We start from the raw sequence: 16,770 nt of genomic DNA, 5'->3' as shown, positions 1-16,770 counted from the left end.
GAATGCAACCAAGCTATTGATGTTGCTTCATTTCTTCCATGATACCGGCAATGGTGCGCAAGTGCGCACCCGCCTGCAGTTCCTCGGGTAAAAGCTTCAATTCGGCCAGTGCATCCTGGCGGTTTTCATACGCGCCATATAATATGATAACGCTGCCATCTGCATTAACTTTAGTGTCAACGGCATATAGATCATCCAGCACCAGCTGCGCCAATACCGGCTGTAGCTGTTTTTCCAGGTCATCCCAGGCAAGATGACGCACCAGCTCTATGGTGAGATAGTGCGAAGGCAAGGTGGCAAGCCAGGCGGCTGTATGCTCTTCGCGCTGCTTGATGAGTTGCCTGATGGAAGCAACGGGGACTGGCTTGGACTCTTGTTCCAGCTCAACCGGAGCCTCGGCAGATTGCACCACTGGCTCAACCGGGGTTGTATGCGGCACAAGCACCCTCTCGTTCCATGCCACAAAAGCCCCCAATACAGCGACTGCCGTCAGCAATATCCAAGGCACTACTGAGGAACGCTTTTGGGAACTCGGCCTATCGCTGGCAAACTCGCTATCTCGGATTGCCGCCCTCACATGCCGGGGTGTTACCTGGTAGGTATTGGCGGCAAATGCAGCCAGTAACGATTTATCCGCGAGGATATTGACGCGTCGCACCAGACCCTGCGCCTTTTCCGCCAACTGCTTGATGGCACGTTTGCTGAACAGCGGCGGCCCGTAATACCCAGCAGCCCGCAAGCGAAACATGAGATATTCCTCAATTTCATCCTGATTCAACGGCCCGAGGTAAAAACTGTGGGTGATGCGCTCCTTGAGCTGACGGATTTCGCGCCGGTTAAGGTTTTCATCCAACTCCGGCTGCCCGAACAACACGATTTGCAACAGCTTGTCGTGCCGGGTTTCGAGATTGGTCAACAGCCGGATCTCTTCTAGCGTTGCCAGCGGCATGCCCTGCGCCTCTTCCACAAACACCACCACTTGCCGCTTGGCTGCGTGCTTTTCCAGCAACGCCTGTTGCAGGCGCTGCATGACTTCAAGCCGACTCAAATCGGAGGGCAAGTCCAGCCTCAGCTCCAGGGCTATAGCGTGCAGTACATCCTCCGGCGCCATGCTGGGGTTGGCAAGATAGACATTGTCCACATGATCGGGCAACTGCGTTTGCAGCATGCGGCAAAGCATGGTCTTGCCGCTGCCGACCTCGCCCACGACCTTGACGATGCCTTCGCCATGCAAAATGGCATAGCTCAGCGCTTCCAGCACTGCGCCACGATTGCCGCCGGAAAAGAAAAAATCAGTATTGGGAGTAATCTTGAACGGCGGCTCTTTCAGGCCAAAGTGTGCGTAATACACTATTCGCCTTTGTAATCCTGTTGCAGCTGGATGCGGCTGTAGAGCGTGGTGCGGTTGATACCCAGCAGCTTGGCTGCCTGGCTCAGGTTGCCATGGGTAATTTTCATGGCGGCATCGACATAAGCGCGTTCCCAGGACTTCAGCACCTGGTCGAGGTTGACGTTGGCCTGGGTTTGCAAATGTTTGTGCGCTTGGCTCGCCATGGCCGCTTCATCGGCAATCAGCGGTATATCTGCGGAGTTGCCGGCACTCTGGCCCAGCCCGGTGTGCATGAGGTCAAGCTCGGAAGCCAGTTGGGCATCCGTCACCACACGGCCTGCATACTTGGCCACCAGGCGGATAATAATATTGCGCAGCTCACGCACATTGCCGGGGAAGTGATAATCCAGCCAGCGCTGCTTGGCCTGTTCATCAAGTTCAAAAGTCTGCTGCCCGGTTTCACGCGCATAGAACTGGTTGAAATGCTCCAGCAACAGATAGCGGTCCTGGTCCAGGTCGCGCAAGGGCGGCACCCTGACTGAAAAAACGCTCAAGCGGTGGTAGAGGTCGATGCGGAAATGCCCGGCGCGCACTTCTTCGCGCAGGTCACGGTTGGTGGCAGCCACAATACGGGCGCGGCTGCGGCGGGACTGGGTTTCGCCTATGCGCTGGTATTCCCCATTTTCTAGCACACGTAACAACTTGGCCTGCAACTCCAGGGGCAACTCGCCAATTTCGTCAAGGAACAATGTGCCTTCGCCCGCATCCTCAAAATAACCGCTATGGGCATTGGCCGCGCCAGTGAATGATCCCTTGCCGTGGCCGAACAGGATGGATTCCGCCAGGTTAGGCGAGATGGCCGCACAATTCAGAGAAAGATAGGGCTGGCCTGAGCGGCGGCTGAACCGGTGCAGACAGCTTGCTACCAGCTCCTTGCCGCTTCCAGACTCGCCTTCAATCAACACCGGGAATGGCGCATCGGCAAACTGCGTGATTTGCGTACGCAGGGTTTGCATGGGCAGGCTGCTGCCGAGCAATCCCCAACTGTCTTCAGCACTCGCCGTCGCGCCGCGCTCGGCATCCTGCAGCTTGAGTGCGTTATGCAGCAACTCACGCAGGCGCTCGACATCGCAAGGCTTGGGAATAAAGTCCACAGCCCCCAGGGCCAGCGCATGCTTGACGTTGGCTTCTTCGTTTTGGCCGGAAAGCACAAGGATCTTCATGGTAGGCGCATGCGCGAGCAACTCGCCAATGACCTTGAATCCCTCATCAGGCTTGTGCGGCACAGGCGGCAATCCGAGATCAACCAATGCCAGCGGCGGCGGCTCTTCCAACTGGCGCAACAGGCTCCTGGCCTGCGCACGCGACTCCGCGACATACACCTCAAAATCCTTGCCTAGGAGGAAATGCAGGGTATCGGTGATCAGGGGGTCATCATCAATGATGATCAATGCAGGAAGCTGTGCAGCCATCAGAGCGGTTTTCCATGAATCATACTGGGGGGTAAAAGAGTACAAACCATGGCGCTACTATAAGCATATCGCCCCAATCACACAAGGCAAGCTCCTTGCGGATCAACAGCACACGAGAAATTAAGAAGCCCGATACAGTTTGGTGGATAATGATCCCATTATTATCAAGGAGCAAGTGATGTCCCTGGACGAAAACGCCATTCATTCCATCAACGAATATTTTCCATCGATTGCCCAGATTGCACTGGACCATACTTATGAAGTGGTGACGGAAGACACAACCTTTGCGGAATTCATGGAATCACTTATCGACAGGATCAACCAATACTCGGCAGAGCACGTTGCCACCGAGGTGCTGGGACTTTCTTCAAGGAAGATAGAAACCATCAATGACAGCACAGGCATCACCGTGGATGACGTGCAAGACTTTATCGACAATGCCGGGGATGATGAAGAGGACTACGAAGCGTAAAGCAACGCTGCCTTGGATAGAGGATACTTAGCGCTGGCTTACTCAGGATTTTGCTGCGACTGCTGATCTAGGCTCTTCGCGATCGCCTGGGCGAGTATGCCACGCCAAACATATCTGCAAACTCGGCCGCAGGCAAAGGTCGAGAAAACAAATATCCCTGGCCTTCGGAGCATCCAATTTCAAGCAATGCCATTTGCTGTTCCGTAGTTTCAATCCCTTCTGCGATCGTCTCCAGCGAATATGCATTTGCCATATCAATCACTGCGTTGATGACAGTTTTATCCTGTTGAGACTCAAGCATCCCCTGGACAAAGGAACGATCAATCTTGATCCGGCTTAGAGGATAGTGCTTGAGCAAGCTCAGGGATGCGTATCCTGTGCCAAAGTCATCAAAGGCGACTCCGACGCCAGCCTCCCGCAAACGCCGTAGGGATTCGAGTGCCACCTCATCATGCTCAAGCACGATATTTTCTGTGATTTCCAATTCCAGCGCAGACGCTGGCAATCCATGCCGCTCAAGCGTGGAGATGACTTTCGCAGCCAGGTCATCCACCCGGAACTGTGCCCCGAACAGGTTGACCCCCATCCTAAAATCTTTCAGCCCGTATCTTCTCCATTGCGCAACCTGGGCGCAAGCCTCATCCAGTACCCAGTCCCCCACCGTTGCAGCCAGTGGTCCATTTTCCAGTGCTGGCAGGAAAGCAGCTGGCGATAGCAGCCCGCGTTCTGGATGGCGCCAACGGATGAGCGCCTCGGCTCCTGCCAGCACACCATCGGACAATCGGACTTGTGGTTGGTAGAAAAGCACGAGTTCGCCCTCATGTACCGCACGATGCAACTCCAAACCATAGAGATGGCGCGCCACTGCTTCCATGCGGAGGGCTTGTACAAAGACAAAGGATTGTGCTCCGCCCAGTCGCTTGGCATGGAACAAGGCCAGGTCTGCATTGCCGATCAATTCCAGGGCCTCTTGTGCATGTTGCGGTGCTAGCGCTACGCCGCAGCTGGCAGTGATGCGAATCTCGTGATGGTCAATCACGATGGACTTGGCAAGGCTATTAATCAAGGTTTGTGCAATGGATTGTGCCTGGGCGAGGTCATCCATTGGATGGATTAGCAACGCGAACTCATCGCCTCCAATGCGAGCCGCTAATCCGGATTTCCCGAGACCATCCTCCAGCCTACGGGCTACTTCGCAGAGAATGCTGTCTCCCACGGCATGCCCCAGCGTGTCATTGACATCCTTGAACCCATCGAGATCCAGCATCAAAACAGCGATAGGCCTGGCAGCCACTAAGGCATGCTCCACTTCGCGATAAAAGCGTCCGCGATTTGCCAGGCCGGTGAGCAGGTCAGTGGTGGCCAATCGGTGCAACTCTTCTTCTTCGCGCTTTTTTGCGGTGATGTCATGCAAATGCGCATTGAAAATGAGTTGGCCATGCTCTTGCCAGCAAAACAGGGACAGTCCCAACTCGAACTCAGTCCCATCCTTGCGAAGGCCATGAACGTTTTCCGGCATGGATATGCCGTCGAATGTGCCTGTGGTAACCGCTTGCGCGATTAATTGATGGAAAATAGGATGCTCCCGCTCCGGGATCAGTTGGTCAACAAGCAGACTCTCTCCTTCATCGAGACGATAACCATGCAATGCCGCAGCAGCCTGGTTCCAGGTCACGATCTTGCGGTGGGCATCAAACCAGACAACCGCTGTGGGTGAATTACGTGCAAACTCCTCGAACGGGCGGCGGGATTGTTCTGTCGAGATTTCCAGGCGGCGCAATTCGAGGCGGTCTACCGCCATTTTGGCAAGCTCGCGCAAACGCTCGCAGTCTTCTTCGGAGAACTCCCTGGGCTGTCCGTCAATAACACACAAGGCCCCAAGGGCATAACCATCAGGCGAAGTTAATGGAACACCTGCATAAAACCGCAAGTTGGCAGGTCCAATAACCAATGGATTATCGTAAAACCGTTCATCCAGATGGGAATCGGGCACCACCATCACATTGGTTTGATTAATGGCATGGGCACAAAAGGAAACATCCCGCCCCATATCCACCGTACCCACGCCGACACTGGCAGCAAAGAACACATGATCACTGCCAATCATGTTGATTGCCGCGACGGGCACATTGAACATGCGCGCCGCAATTTGCACTACCGGATCAAGTGCTGGAAGTGGCCTGTCCTGCCCTAATCCATATGCAGCCAACGCTTTTAAACGTTGGTTTTCATCTGGCGGGATCATCGGACATTTCATCAGAAATTTCCTATAGGCAGTAGGGAGACAAAGCCGTTTAACTGAAATTTAATTCTGGATGAATATCATAAAATGAAAATTTACAACGGACAATGTGAATTGCCATTGTTTATATGATTCAACACTCCCCTGATATGGATTTAGTATCCGCGCTTGTCGCGCGTAAGAACCACATGACGGAATGTCATCAGGTGGTTACCCAAAGGACAACATGAAGTAAAAAGGAGTTTTATTAAGATGCATAATCCAAGCGAGATTGACCTAGCAGCTTGAATTATTAGGAAAAGAATTGGGGTGGCTGATGGGGCTCGAACCCACGACAACTGGAATCACAATCCAGGGCTCTACCAACTGAGCTACAGCCACCATTAAAACCGGATTATAACAACCAGTGTAATGGCCTGCCCGACAGGAATCGAACCTGTAACCCCCAGCTTAGAAGGCTGGTGCTCTATCCGGTTGAGCTACGGGCAGATTGTCGGGCAATCTAGACATACTACGAAATTGGTCGGGGTGGAGAGATTCGAACTCCCGACATCCTGGTCCCAAACCAGGCGCGCTACCAGGCTACGCTACACCCCGAGGGCGAGAAATATAGCGCACTCTAGAGGGAAGGTCAAACTGATTCTGCTAAAATGTCGCATTATTTTTGAAAACCTTTGTCATGACCGCCCAAATCATCAACGGAAAAGCCATTGCAGAAACCACGCTGACGGAAACAAAGTCCTTAATAGACAAAAGGCTGGCAAAAGGACTGCGTGCGCCAACCCTGGCCGTGATCCTGCTTGGCGCAGATCCCGCCTCTGCGATCTACGTGCGCAACAAAAGACTGGCCTGCGAAAAAACCGGTATCCGCTCGCTGGCCTATGACCTGCCTGCCAGCACCAGCGAGGCTGAATTGTTGGCATTGATCGACAAACTCAACCATGATGATGAAGTGGATGGCATTCTCGTACAATCGCCCTTTCCGGCGCATATAGAAGAAAAAAAGATCATAGAAACCATCAGCGCGTCCAAGGATGTCGATGGCTTCCATGCATACAATATCGGCAGGCTGGCCGTGCGCCAGCCCACCTTGCGCTCCTGCACACCTTATGGCGTCATCAAGCTCCTGCAGTCCACAGGCATCAAGTTGCTTGGTCTTGATGCGGTAGTGGTCGGCGTTTCTAACCATGTGGGCCGTCCCATGGCGCTGGAACTACTGCTCGCAGGCTGTACCGTCACCAGTTGCCACCGCCACACCAAGAGTCTGCAGTCTCATATCGAACGTGCGGATATCGTGGTTGCAGCTGCCGGCAAGCCTCACCTGGTCAAGGGCGAATGGATCAAGCCTGGTGCCGTTGTGATCGATATCGGGATCAATCGCCTTGCAGACGGCAGCTTGTGCGGTGATGTGGAGTTTGCAACTGCCAAGGAACGCGCTGGGTGGATCACGCCAGTGCCCGGCGGCGTGGGGCCAATGACAGTTGCCACCTTGATGCAGAACACACTGACGGCGCTGGAATTGCGCGAGTCCAGCCTGATTCCGGCTTAAGTTGCCATCCGGACCCATTCGCCAGTTCCGGCCTTGCAGCACAAGGCTTTTGCATCACTGAATTATTCAGTGTACACTTGCGCCTGCTTTATTTTTCTGTTAATCAAAAATTAACTTCAAGGCGCACATGGCTGAAGCAATTACACGACAATTTGTTCCTTACCAGCCCAAGGCTAATGAGGAATACATGAATGAAAAGCAGCTCAATCATTTCCGGAAGATTTTGAACGACTGGAAAGCAGAGCTAAGTCATGACATTGATCGCACGGTTCATACCATGCAGGATGAAGTCACGATGTTTGCCGACCCCAACGACAGGGCCAGCCAGGAGTCCGACATGGCACTGGAGTTACGCAACCGTGACCGCGAACGCAAGCTGATCAAGAAGATTGACGAGACCCTGTCCAAGATTAACGAAGGCGACTACGGCTATTGCAATGGTTGCGGTGTAGAGATTGGCCTTAAACGGCTGGAAGCACGCCCAACAGCAACGCTGTGCATTGATTGCAAAACGCTGGACGAAATCCGCGAAAAACAAGTCGCCAAGTAAGATTGCTGCTACCCTAATTCAGCCAATATTCCCGGTGATATTGGCTGGCCCTCTTGGCATAAGCAAAATTTGCTAACAGTCGCCAGATCAAGTTTCACAGTTTAATACAAATAAAAAGGCCGGATGATATCCGGCCTTTTTATTTACTACTGATCAAGCATCCCGTTATTCGGAAGCTGCAGGCTCTGCCGCTTTTTCTTCCGCAGCAGGCTGTTCAATCAGCGCCTTGGCACTCAAGCGAACACGACCCTTGTCGTCCACTTCCAGCACCTTGACCTTGACGACCTGGCCTTCCTTGAGGAAATCACTGACCGCATTGACACGTTGATGCGCGATCTGGGAGATATGCAGCAAACCGTCCTTGCCTGGCAACAGGGTCACAATCGCACCAAAATCAAGCAGCTTGATTACGGTACCTTCGTATACCTGCCCGACTTCAACCTCAACGGTAATCGCTTCAATACGCTTCTTGGCTTCTTCCCCGGCTTCTGCGCTGGTGCAACCGATCTTAATTGTGCCATCTTCTTCGATATCGATGGTCGTACCGGTTTCTTCCGTCAGGGCGCGAATCACTGCGCCACCCTTGCCGATCACATCACGAATCTTCTCTGGATTGATCTTCATGGTAATGATGCGCGGTGCGAATGCAGACAGTTCCTGGCGGGTTTCGCTCAGTGCATCTTTCATCAGACCCAGAATATGCAAGCGGCCTTCCTTGGCTTGTGACAATGCAACCTGCATGATTTCTGCCGTGATGCCAGTGATCTTGATATCCATTTGCAAGGCAGTAATACCGGTTTCAGTACCCGCCACTTTGAAGTCCATATCGCCCAAGTGATCTTCATCGCCCAGGATGTCGGTCAGGACAGCAACGCGGTTGCCTTCCTTGATCAGGCCCATTGCGATACCCGCAACATGCGCCTTGACTGGCACGCCTGCATCCAACAAAGACAGGCAGCCGCCACAGACAGATGCCATGGAACTGGAACCGTTGGATTCAGTAATTTCCGAGACGACGCGGATGGTATAACCGAACTCTTCCTGGCTAGGCAATACAGCCAGCAGAGCACGCTTGGCCAAACGGCCATGGCCGATTTCACGGCGCTTTGGCGTACCGACACGGCCAGTCTCACCGGTTGCATAGGGAGGCATGTTGTAATGCAGCATGAAGCGGTCAGTATATTCACCTTGCAGCGCATCAATGATCTGCTCATCACGACCGGTACCCAAAGTCGCAACCACAAGAGCCTGAGTTTCACCACGGGTGAACAATGCCGAACCGTGAGTACGCGGCAACACGCCAGTACGGATGCTGATAGGGCGCACAGTGCGGGTATCACGGCCATCAATACGGGGTTCGCCATTCAGGATCTGGGTACGTACAATCTTGGCTTCCAGATTGTGGAGAATATTCTTGATTTCGCCAGCTTCAGCACTGGAAGTTTCCTCAGTGGCCAACTCAGCCAGCACACGGCTCTTTACCTCATCCAGCTTGGCAGAACGCGCGCCCTTGGACTTGATCTGGTAGGCCGCATTGATATCATCACCAGCAGCAGCTGTTACCTTCTCGATCAAGGCAGTATTTTCTTCAGGTGGAGCCCAATCCCATGGCTCGTTACCCACTTCAGCCGCCAACTCATTAATCGCATTGATGACGGCCTGCATTTGCTCATGGCCATAGACCACGGCACCCAGCATGACATCTTCCGGCAGTTCCTTGGCTTCAGATTCCACCATGAGCACAGCGCTGTCAGTCGCAGCCACCACTAGGTCCAGCTCGGTTTCTTTCAGTTGGCTGGCAATCGGGTTGAGTACGTACTCGCCATTGATATAGCCAACACGGGCAGCGCCGATAGGGCCATAGAATGGAATACCGGAAACAGCCAGTGCAGCAGAAGCGCCAATGATTGCTGGAATATCAGAATCGATTTCGCTATCCGACGACAGCACAGTCGCAACAATCTGCACTTCGTTCAAAAATGCTTCCGGGAATAGCGGACGCAGCGGGCGGTCGATCAGGCGGGAAGTCAGTGTTTCCTTCTCAGAAGGACGGCCTTCGCGCTTGAAAAAGCCACCAGGAATCTTACCGGCAGCGTAAGTACGCTCCTGGTAATCAACAGTCAGCGGGAAGAAATCCTGGCCGGCCTTGACTTCTCGCTTGCCAACCACAGTCACCAACACTACGGTATCGCCGTAGCTCACCACGACAGCGCCATCAGCCTGGCGTGCAATTTCTCCGGTTTCGAGAGTCAGCTCATGCTGACCATAGGGAATCGTTTTCTTGATTGCCGTCACAATATTTGTCCTTTAATAAAAAAATAAGCCGACAAGCATTGCGTCTCCGCTCTGCTTTCGGCTTATCCTATGAATTCACAAGTGCGCGATTATTACTTACGCAGACCCAAGCGTTCGATCAATGTACGATAGCGATCGGCATTCTTGCGCTTAAGGTAGTCCAGCAGCTTGCGGCGCTGACTTACCAACTTCAGCAGACCACGACGGGAATGGTGATCCTTGGCATTGCTTTTGAAATGCTCAGTTAAATAGGTAATGCGAGCACTAAGAAGTGCAACTTGAACTTCTGGGCTGCCTGTATCGTTTGGAGCTTGTTGGAAATCAGCAACAATCTTTGCTGTTTCTTGAACTGTAATTGCCATAACTTAATCCTAATGTTGTGAGATGTGTTTTGCGTCAATGCAAATGCAGGTTACATCAAGCCCGCTAGAGCATTCATTTACAATCAACTTTTAATTATAACCCCATTTAGGTATAAGTTCAATAAACCAGTATTGACATACTTGGAGCCACTAAAAAGCCAACAGTGAATAGCGAAAGCGATCACTCAATCAAACTTTCAATTGCTGTCACTAACCTGCCTGACGAAGCAAACGCTTGGGTGCAATAGAGCCACGGGAAGTTTGTTCGCCAATGCCTAGGAAAACGCCCTGTGCAGAGTAAAGCCTGAACAATCCGTCAATGCTTAAACCTGACTTCCACACTTCCTGGCCACGCAATAAATAAAAAGTGCTATCGGCATCAATAATGACCTGAGGCAAATCCTCAATCGCAGCATCCGCGCCCAGCAAAACTTCGTCACGCTGCTCCAGCGACATCTGATCTAGTTGCTCGATCGTGACCGCATCCTGCAGATTGAAATGAGCCGTCGTCAGGCGCCGCAAACCACCCAGATGGGCGCCACACCCCAGCGACTTGCCAATGTCTTCTGCCAACGTCCGTATATAGGTGCCTTTGCTGCATGACACCACCATCTCAAACTGCTCACCATCAAACCGTTCAAGCGTAATCGCATGTATGGTGACCGGCCTAGGCTCCCGGGCAATTTCCACACCATCCCGGGCATACTCATACAGCGCTTTACCTCCATGTTTCAAGGCAGAATACATGGGAGGCACCTGCAAGATATCGCCCACCATCTTTTTGAGGGCGGCTTCCAATTCTTCTAGCGTCGTCGTGACCGGCAATCGCTCCAGCACCTCACCCTCGGCATCACCCGTCGTTGTTGTGCTGCCCAGCGTCACCAATGCCCGGTAACTTTTGTCAGCATCTAATAAGAAATGGGAAAACTTGGTGGCTTCGCCCAGGCAAATAGGCAACAAGCCGCTTGCCAACGGGTCAAGGCTGCCGGTATGGCCGGCCTTTGCGGCCTGGTACAGGCGCTTGACCACCTGCAGGGCTTGATTGGATGAGATTCCTAATGGCTTGTCCAGCAATAGCACGCCGTCGATATTGCGCTTAATTCGCCTGAATTGTTGCACAGCGTCACCCGTGTTAATCGGCAGATTCGTCGTTTTGCACAGGCGTAGCTGGCGGCAACACTTCGTCGATCAGCTTGGCGATATGCATGCCGTGATCAATCGAGGCGTCATAGACAAAATGCAATTGCGGCACTGTCCGTAGCAACAGGCGCTTGGCCAGTTGGCTACGCAAGAAACCTGCTGTCTTCTCCAGCCCTTTCTGCAACTCCGCGCTGCCGGCTGGCGCGGTGTAATAGATCTTGGCGTGTGCCATGTCACCGCTAACTTCGACTTCCGTTACCGTCACCATGCCCACGCGCGGATCTTTTACCTCGAACTGGAGCAGGTCAGCGAGTTCACGCTGAATCTGCTCTGCCACCCGGTCGCTTCTGGAGAATTCCTTGGCCATACGCTTAGAGTGTTCTCGCTACTTCAACCACTTCGAATACTTCGAGAATATCGCCGACTTCGATTTCATTGTAGTTCTTCAAGGACAAGCCGCATTCAAAGTTGGACTTAACTTCCTTGACGTCATCCTTGAAGCGCTTGAGCGAATCCAGATCGCCGGTATGAATAACCACGTTGTCACGAATCAGACGGACCTTGGAGTTACGGCGGATGACACCATCCTGCACATAACAACCAGCCACCGCACCAACGCGGGAAATACGGAAGACTTCGCGGATTTCCACAGTGCCGATCACGTTTTCCTTCTGTTCTGGTGACAACATGCCGCCCAATGCCGCCTTCACTTCATCCACAGCCTCATAGATGATGGTGTAGTAGCGCACATCAACACCGGAGCTTTCAATCAGCTTGCGCGCACCTGCATCGGCACGCACGTTGAAACCAATGATCACGGTCTTGGATGCCGCCGCCAGGTTGACGTCAGATTCGGTAATCGCGCCTACCCCGGTGTGGATGATATTGACCTTGACTTCATCGGTGGACAATTTCTGCAGGGAAGTTGCCAGGGCTTCGTAAGAACCTTGCACGTCTGACTTGATGATCAACGGCAGTACCTTGACCTCGCCCTCGCCCATCTGTTCGAACATGTTCTCCAGCTTCGCAGCTTGCTGCTTTGCCAGCTTGACGTCCCTGAACTTGCCTTGACGGAACAAGGCAATCTCACGTGCCTTGCGCTCATCATTGAGCACAATGACTTCCTCACCGGAATTAGGCACATCGGACAGACCGAGAATTTCCACCGGGATGGATGGACCAGCCTCTTTCACATCATTGCCGCTTTCGTCCAACATGGCGCGTACGCGGCCGTAAGCACTGCCGGCCAGAATCATGTCGCCACGCTTAAGCGTACCGGACTGCACCAATATAGTGGATACCGGGCCACGACCTTTGTCCAGACGGCCTTCAATTACTAGGCCCTTGGCGGGGGTATTCTTAGGCGCCTTCAGTTCCAGCACTTCCGCTTGCAGCAACACCGCTTCCAGTAGGTTATCGATGCCGAGCCCTGTTTTGGCCGAAACTTCGACAAACATGGTGTCGCCACCCCAATCCTCAGGCACGACCTCATGCGTCACCAGTTCCTGCTTGACGCGCTCGGGGCTGGCCTCAGGCTTATCAATCTTGTTAACCGCCACAACCAGCGGCACGCCAGCGGCCTTAGCATGGTGCACGGCCTCAATGGTTTGCGGCATGACACCGTCATCAGCGGCAACCACCAGGATCACGACGTCAGTCGCCTTGGCACCACGGGCACGCATCGCAGTAAACGCTTCGTGGCCTGGCGTATCGAGAAAAGTCACCATACCGCGCGGTGTTTCCACATGGTAAGCACCGATATGCTGGGTAATCCCACCGGCTTCACCGGAAGCAACACGGCTGCGGCGGATGTAATCCAGCAGAGAAGTCTTGCCGTGATCAACGTGGCCCATCACGGTAACCACAGGAGGACGTGCCTCCTGAATGGCCTCCGCATGCTCTTCATCATCCAGGAAAGTTTCCGGATCGTTGGACGCGGCGGCCTTGGCATTGTGTCCCATTTCCTCCACGATAATGATCGCGGTTTCCTGGTCCAGCACCTGGTTGATCGTCACCATCATGCCCATCTTCATCAAGGTCTTGATGACCTCGCTAGCCTTCACCGCCATCTTGTGGGCAAGATCGCCTACAGTAATGGTTTCAGGCACCAGTACTTCATGTACGATTGGCTCTGTCGGCGCGGTGAATGCGTGCTGCTGGGCTTCATTTCCCTTGGATTTCGACTTGCCCTTTTGCGCACGCCAGCCCTGGGTAGCAATCCCTGTATTACCGCGCGCTTTCACGCCACCACGTTTTTTGCTGTCGCTATCGTTCCAATCCTTGGCACTACCCTTGCCCGGTTTCTTGGCAGACTTGTCTTCCGCCTTGGGAGCTTCCTTGACAGCAGGTTTATGCAATGTACCTTCGGAGAGCTTGCTCGCCGCAGCTTCGGCCGCACGCTTGGCTTCTTCCTGGCGACGCTGGATCAGCTCCTGCTTTTTACGCAGATCTTCAGCTTGAATCGCCATCAAGGCAGCCTGACGCTTGGCTTCACGGTCACGCAAAGCCAGCTCTTCGTCGCCGAGAAGCTCCTTGGCAGTCAGCTTGGTGCGTACTGGCTCTGCTGGCTTCTTCTCCTCTACAGCAGCGGCTGGCTCTGTATGCTCTGTCACTTCCGGCGCAGCTTCAATTACTGGTTCCGGTTCTGGTTTCGCCTGTACAACCACAGGCTCTGGCTCAGGAACAGTCTCGACAGCAAGTTCTGGCACGGGCTCAACGACCGGCGCATCAACGATTGGCTCATCAACAAGAGGAGCAGCCAGAGCGGACTCTTCCTCAGCCGCCTCTAGCGCCGGATCACGACGCACCAACACGCGCTTTTTACGCACCTCTACCTGGATAGTGCGCGCCTTGCCGCTGCTATCCGACTTCTTGATTTCAGTAACCTGCTTCCGGGTCAAAGTAATCTTGTTCTTGGGCTCCTGCGCGCCATGTTCCTTGCGCAAGTATTCCAGCAAGGATGTCTTGTCCTGTTCGGTGAGTGTGTCGTCATAAGTTGCCTTGCTGACACCAGCCCCTTTTAACTGCTCCAGAAGCAGTTCAGCCGGCAGCCCTAATTCACTGGCAAACTGTGCTACGCTCGATTGTCCCATTCTGTTACTCCAATCTCTTTCATGTGCACTATCAGTCAGTGCATTTCCTTATAGCGACCAATCCCTGCCTCAAGCAAACCAAGGCGCACGCGCGGTCATAATCAATTGTTTTGCGCGGTCAGCATCCATGCCGGTCAGTTCCACCAGATCATCGACGGCCAGATCAGCAAGATCATCCATCGTGGCAACGCCCTTGCTCGCCAAGGTACGTGCGGTCGCCTCATCCATGCCTTCCATGCCTAACAGGTCTTCAGAGGCTTCGCCCACTTTCTCTTCCTTGGCAATGGCCTCTGTCAATAACGCTGCACGTGCACGCTTGCGTAATTCATTGATCGTGTCTTCGTCAAACGCCTCGATCTCGCTCATTTCAGCCAAAGGAACATAGGCAATTTCTTCCAGGGTGCTAAACCCTTCCTGCACCAGGATATCGGCAACCTCTTCATCCACATCCAACTTCTCGACAAACAATTGCAGAATGCCGCTATGCTCTTCCTCGTTCTTCTTGGCCGCTTCTTCCTCGGTCAGGATATTCAATGTCCAGCCAGTTAGCTCTGATGCAAGACGCACATTCTGGCCGCTACGGCCAATGGCCTGCGCCAATTGCTCTTCATCTACAATCACATCCATGCTGTGGGCATCCTCATCCACAACAATACCGGAAACTTCAGCTGGCGCCATCGCATTGATGACAAACTGGGCAGGATCCATGGACCACAACACAATGTCCACACGTTCACCCGCCAGTTCCCCTGTCACTGCCTGTACACGCGAACCGCGCATACCGACACAGGTACCGACGGGATCCAGGCGCTGATCATTGGACTTCACAGCAATTTTAGAACGCAAACCAGGGTCGCGTGCTGCCGACTTGATCTCGAGCAAGCCTTCTTCGATTTCGGGCACCTCAAGCTCAAACAACTTAATCAGGAATTCTGGAGCAATGCGCGAAAGAATCAATTGCGGCCCGCGGCCACCACGCTCAATACGTGAAAGATAGGCACGAACACGATCGCCCACGCGCAGGTTTTCCTTTGGAATCATCTGCTCCCGCGGCAGCACGGATTCAAGCCGGCCCACTTCGATAATCGCATTACCTTTTTCCATACGCTTGATGACACCAGTTACCAAGTGCTCCTTGCGCGCGAGGAAATCATCCAAAATCTGCTCACGTTCAGCCTCACGCACCTTTTGCAAGATCACCTGCTTGGCTGCTTGTGCGCCAATACGGCCAAACTCTACAGACTCCAAAGGCTCTTCAATATAGTCGCCCACGGCCAATCCCTGAGCACGCTCGTCATCTACGGCGACTTGGGCATCCGGATTTTCTAAAACCTCAGACTCAACGACCTGCCAGCGACGGAAAGAATTGTATTCACCATTTTCACGGTCAATTTCTACACGGACATCGGCATCTTCAGTAAAGCGCTTCTTGGTAGCAGAGGCCAACGCCAGCTCCAATGCCGTAAAAACAACGGCTTTAGCCACATTCTTCTCATGGGCCAACGCATCGACCAATAATAATATTTCGCGACTCATTTCAATCTCCGCCAAAAAATTGGTGCTTAGAACTCAGGGGACAATCTCGCCTTGTCGATATTGGAAAACGCCACACGCTGCTCGACGCCTTCACACTCCATCACAAGGTACTCCTGATCCACGCCACGCAATATGCCTAAAAAATTCTTCCTGCCTTCAACCGGCACACGCAACTTCACCTGAGCGCGTTCACCAGAAAAACGCACAAAATCTGACACTTTCTTTAACGCCCTATCCAGACCGGGCGAAGATACTTCCAGCCTGTCGTAATCTATATCATGCTCCACCGCCAACAGATTGCTTAAGTGATTACTCACCAAGACACAGTCGTCGATATTGATGCCCTCTGGCTTATCAATAAACAAGCGGATCAATTTGCCGCGGTTGGCCAACTCCATATCGACCAGCTCATACCCAAGCTGGCTCAGAGATTTTTCCAACAATGCGTTCAAATCCTGCATAGCAAACCTTATTGCCTGATTCTACAAATAAAAAATGGGCTCAACGCCCATCCCCAAGATTGCTATTATAGCAAGCAGCCATTGATAACACAAAAACGAAAGCCCTCATATAGAGGGCTTCGTCGCCATCCAGATGAAATCTGGATGTTAAATAAAAGCCTGGCGGTGACCTACTTTCGCATGCGAGGTGCATACTATCATTGGCGCAGAATCGTTTCACGGCCCTGTTCGAGATGGGAAGGGGTGGTTCCAATTCGCTATGGCCGCCA

At 53.1% G+C, this 16,770-nt stretch carries 13 protein-coding genes, 3 tRNA genes and 1 rRNA gene; 3 read left to right on the top strand and 14 right to left on the bottom strand.

The window, feature by feature from the left end:
• Positions 1–13: 13 nt before the first annotated feature.
• A complete protein-coding gene (locus tag LG198_RS04950; RefSeq protein ID WP_230342076.1) occupies positions 14–1,351 on the bottom strand; it encodes an ExeA family protein in 1,338 nt (445 codons plus the stop codon).
• Positions 1,351–2,802: a sigma-54-dependent transcriptional regulator gene (locus tag LG198_RS04945; protein ID WP_230342075.1), complete on the bottom strand. Its 1,452-nt coding sequence runs from the start codon at positions 2,800–2,802 to the stop codon at positions 1,351–1,353. Before LG198_RS04945 ends, LG198_RS04950 begins: the two co-directional genes overlap by 1 nt.
• A 178-nt stretch (positions 2,803–2,980) precedes the next feature.
• Between LG198_RS04945 and LG198_RS04940 the strand changes: the two genes are divergently transcribed.
• Entirely contained in the window at positions 2,981–3,274 is a 294-nt protein-coding gene (locus tag LG198_RS04940; protein ID WP_230342074.1) for a hypothetical protein, read from the top strand.
• Positions 3,275–3,341: 67 nt separating this feature from the next.
• Here the strand turns inward: LG198_RS04940 and LG198_RS04935 are convergent, their stop codons facing one another.
• From LG198_RS04935 to LG198_RS04920, 4 genes are all read right to left on the bottom strand, one after another.
• On the bottom strand, positions 3,342–5,531 hold the full coding sequence (locus LG198_RS04935; protein WP_230342073.1) for a sensor domain-containing phosphodiesterase: 2,190 nt from the start codon (positions 5,529–5,531) through the stop codon (positions 3,342–3,344).
• Positions 5,532–5,821: 290 nt separating this feature from the next.
• Positions 5,822–5,897 (bottom strand) — tRNA-His (locus tag LG198_RS04930).
• A 31-nt stretch (positions 5,898–5,928) separates the two neighbouring features.
• Positions 5,929–6,005: transfer RNA gene (locus LG198_RS04925), tRNA-Arg, on the bottom strand.
• Between the two features lie 31 nt (positions 6,006–6,036).
• A tRNA-Pro gene (locus LG198_RS04920) sits at positions 6,037–6,113 on the bottom strand.
• A gap of 82 nt (positions 6,114–6,195) precedes the next feature.
• Between LG198_RS04920 and folD the strand changes: the two genes are divergently transcribed.
• Both folD and dksA read left to right on the top strand, forming a co-directional pair.
• Positions 6,196–7,065 carry a bifunctional methylenetetrahydrofolate dehydrogenase/methenyltetrahydrofolate cyclohydrolase FolD gene (folD, locus tag LG198_RS04915; protein WP_230342072.1) on the top strand — a complete coding sequence of 290 codons (870 nt, stop codon included), beginning with the start codon at positions 6,196–6,198 and terminating at the stop codon, positions 7,063–7,065.
• A 127-nt stretch (positions 7,066–7,192) separates the two neighbouring features.
• Positions 7,193–7,615, top strand: a complete 423-nt coding sequence (gene dksA, locus LG198_RS04910; RefSeq protein WP_230342071.1) for an RNA polymerase-binding protein DksA — start codon at positions 7,193–7,195, stop codon at positions 7,613–7,615.
• A gap of 165 nt (positions 7,616–7,780) precedes the next feature.
• Here the strand turns inward: dksA and pnp are convergent, their stop codons facing one another.
• From pnp to rrf, 8 genes are all read right to left on the bottom strand, one after another.
• A complete protein-coding gene (pnp, locus tag LG198_RS04905; RefSeq protein WP_230342070.1) occupies positions 7,781–9,910 on the bottom strand; it encodes a polyribonucleotide nucleotidyltransferase in 2,130 nt (709 codons plus the stop codon).
• Between the two features lie 92 nt (positions 9,911–10,002).
• Complete coding sequence (gene rpsO, locus LG198_RS04900) at positions 10,003–10,272, bottom strand: 30S ribosomal protein S15 (RefSeq protein ID WP_015829110.1); 270 nt, start codon at positions 10,270–10,272, stop codon at positions 10,003–10,005.
• Positions 10,273–10,482: 210 nt separating this feature from the next.
• Positions 10,483–11,391 carry a tRNA pseudouridine(55) synthase TruB gene (gene truB / locus LG198_RS04895; RefSeq protein WP_230342069.1) on the bottom strand — a complete coding sequence of 303 codons (909 nt, stop codon included), beginning with the start codon at positions 11,389–11,391 and terminating at the stop codon, positions 10,483–10,485.
• 13 nt (positions 11,392–11,404) lie between these two features.
• Positions 11,405–11,779, bottom strand: a complete 375-nt coding sequence (gene rbfA, locus LG198_RS04890; RefSeq protein WP_230342068.1) for a 30S ribosome-binding factor RbfA — start codon at positions 11,777–11,779, stop codon at positions 11,405–11,407.
• A 4-nt stretch (positions 11,780–11,783) separates the two neighbouring features.
• Positions 11,784–14,504: a translation initiation factor IF-2 gene (gene infB, locus LG198_RS04885; protein ID WP_230342067.1), complete on the bottom strand. Its 2,721-nt coding sequence runs from the start codon at positions 14,502–14,504 to the stop codon at positions 11,784–11,786.
• Positions 14,505–14,573: 69 nt separating this feature from the next.
• Positions 14,574–16,040 (bottom strand): transcription termination factor NusA, encoded by a 1,467-nt coding sequence (nusA, locus tag LG198_RS04880; RefSeq protein ID WP_230342066.1) that lies wholly within the window; start codon positions 16,038–16,040, stop codon positions 14,574–14,576.
• A 26-nt stretch (positions 16,041–16,066) separates the two neighbouring features.
• On the bottom strand, positions 16,067–16,501 hold the full coding sequence (rimP, locus tag LG198_RS04875; RefSeq protein WP_230342065.1) for a ribosome maturation factor RimP: 435 nt from the start codon (positions 16,499–16,501) through the stop codon (positions 16,067–16,069).
• 157 nt (positions 16,502–16,658) lie between these two features.
• Positions 16,659–16,770, bottom strand: a 5S ribosomal RNA gene (rrf, locus tag LG198_RS04870); the annotation flags it as partial.

This window comes from Methylobacillus arboreus, from assembly GCF_020532725.1.
Taxonomy (GTDB): Bacteria; Pseudomonadota; Gammaproteobacteria; order Burkholderiales; family Methylophilaceae; genus Methylobacillus; species Methylobacillus arboreus.
The sequence above is the reverse complement of the archived record's forward strand: the minus strand, read 5'-3'. Positions and strand labels throughout refer to the sequence as shown.

Excerpts from the sequence above, each read along its gene's own strand:
- infB (WP_230342067.1), bottom strand. The coding sequence starts at position 14,504 with ATGGGACAATCGAGCGTAGCACAGTTTGCCAGTGAATTAGGGCTGCCG.
- dksA (WP_230342071.1), top strand. The coding sequence starts at position 7,193 with ATGGCTGAAGCAATTACACGACAATTTGTTCCTTACCAGCCCAAGGCT.
- LG198_RS04945 (WP_230342075.1), bottom strand. The coding sequence starts at position 2,802 with ATGGCTGCACAGCTTCCTGCATTGATCATCATTGATGATGACCCCCTG.
- folD (WP_230342072.1), top strand. The coding sequence starts at position 6,196 with ATGACCGCCCAAATCATCAACGGAAAAGCCATTGCAGAAACCACGCTG.
- rpsO (WP_015829110.1), bottom strand. The coding sequence starts at position 10,272 with ATGGCAATTACAGTTCAAGAAACAGCAAAGATTGTTGCTGATTTCCAA.
- rbfA (WP_230342068.1), bottom strand. The coding sequence starts at position 11,779 with ATGGCCAAGGAATTCTCCAGAAGCGACCGGGTGGCAGAGCAGATTCAG.
- LG198_RS04935 (WP_230342073.1), bottom strand. The coding sequence starts at position 5,531 with ATGAAATGTCCGATGATCCCGCCAGATGAAAACCAACGTTTAAAAGCG.
- LG198_RS04940 (WP_230342074.1), top strand. The coding sequence starts at position 2,981 with ATGTCCCTGGACGAAAACGCCATTCATTCCATCAACGAATATTTTCCA.
- rimP (WP_230342065.1), bottom strand. The coding sequence starts at position 16,501 with ATGCAGGATTTGAACGCATTGTTGGAAAAATCTCTGAGCCAGCTTGGG.
- nusA (WP_230342066.1), bottom strand. The coding sequence starts at position 16,040 with ATGAGTCGCGAAATATTATTATTGGTCGATGCGTTGGCCCATGAGAAG.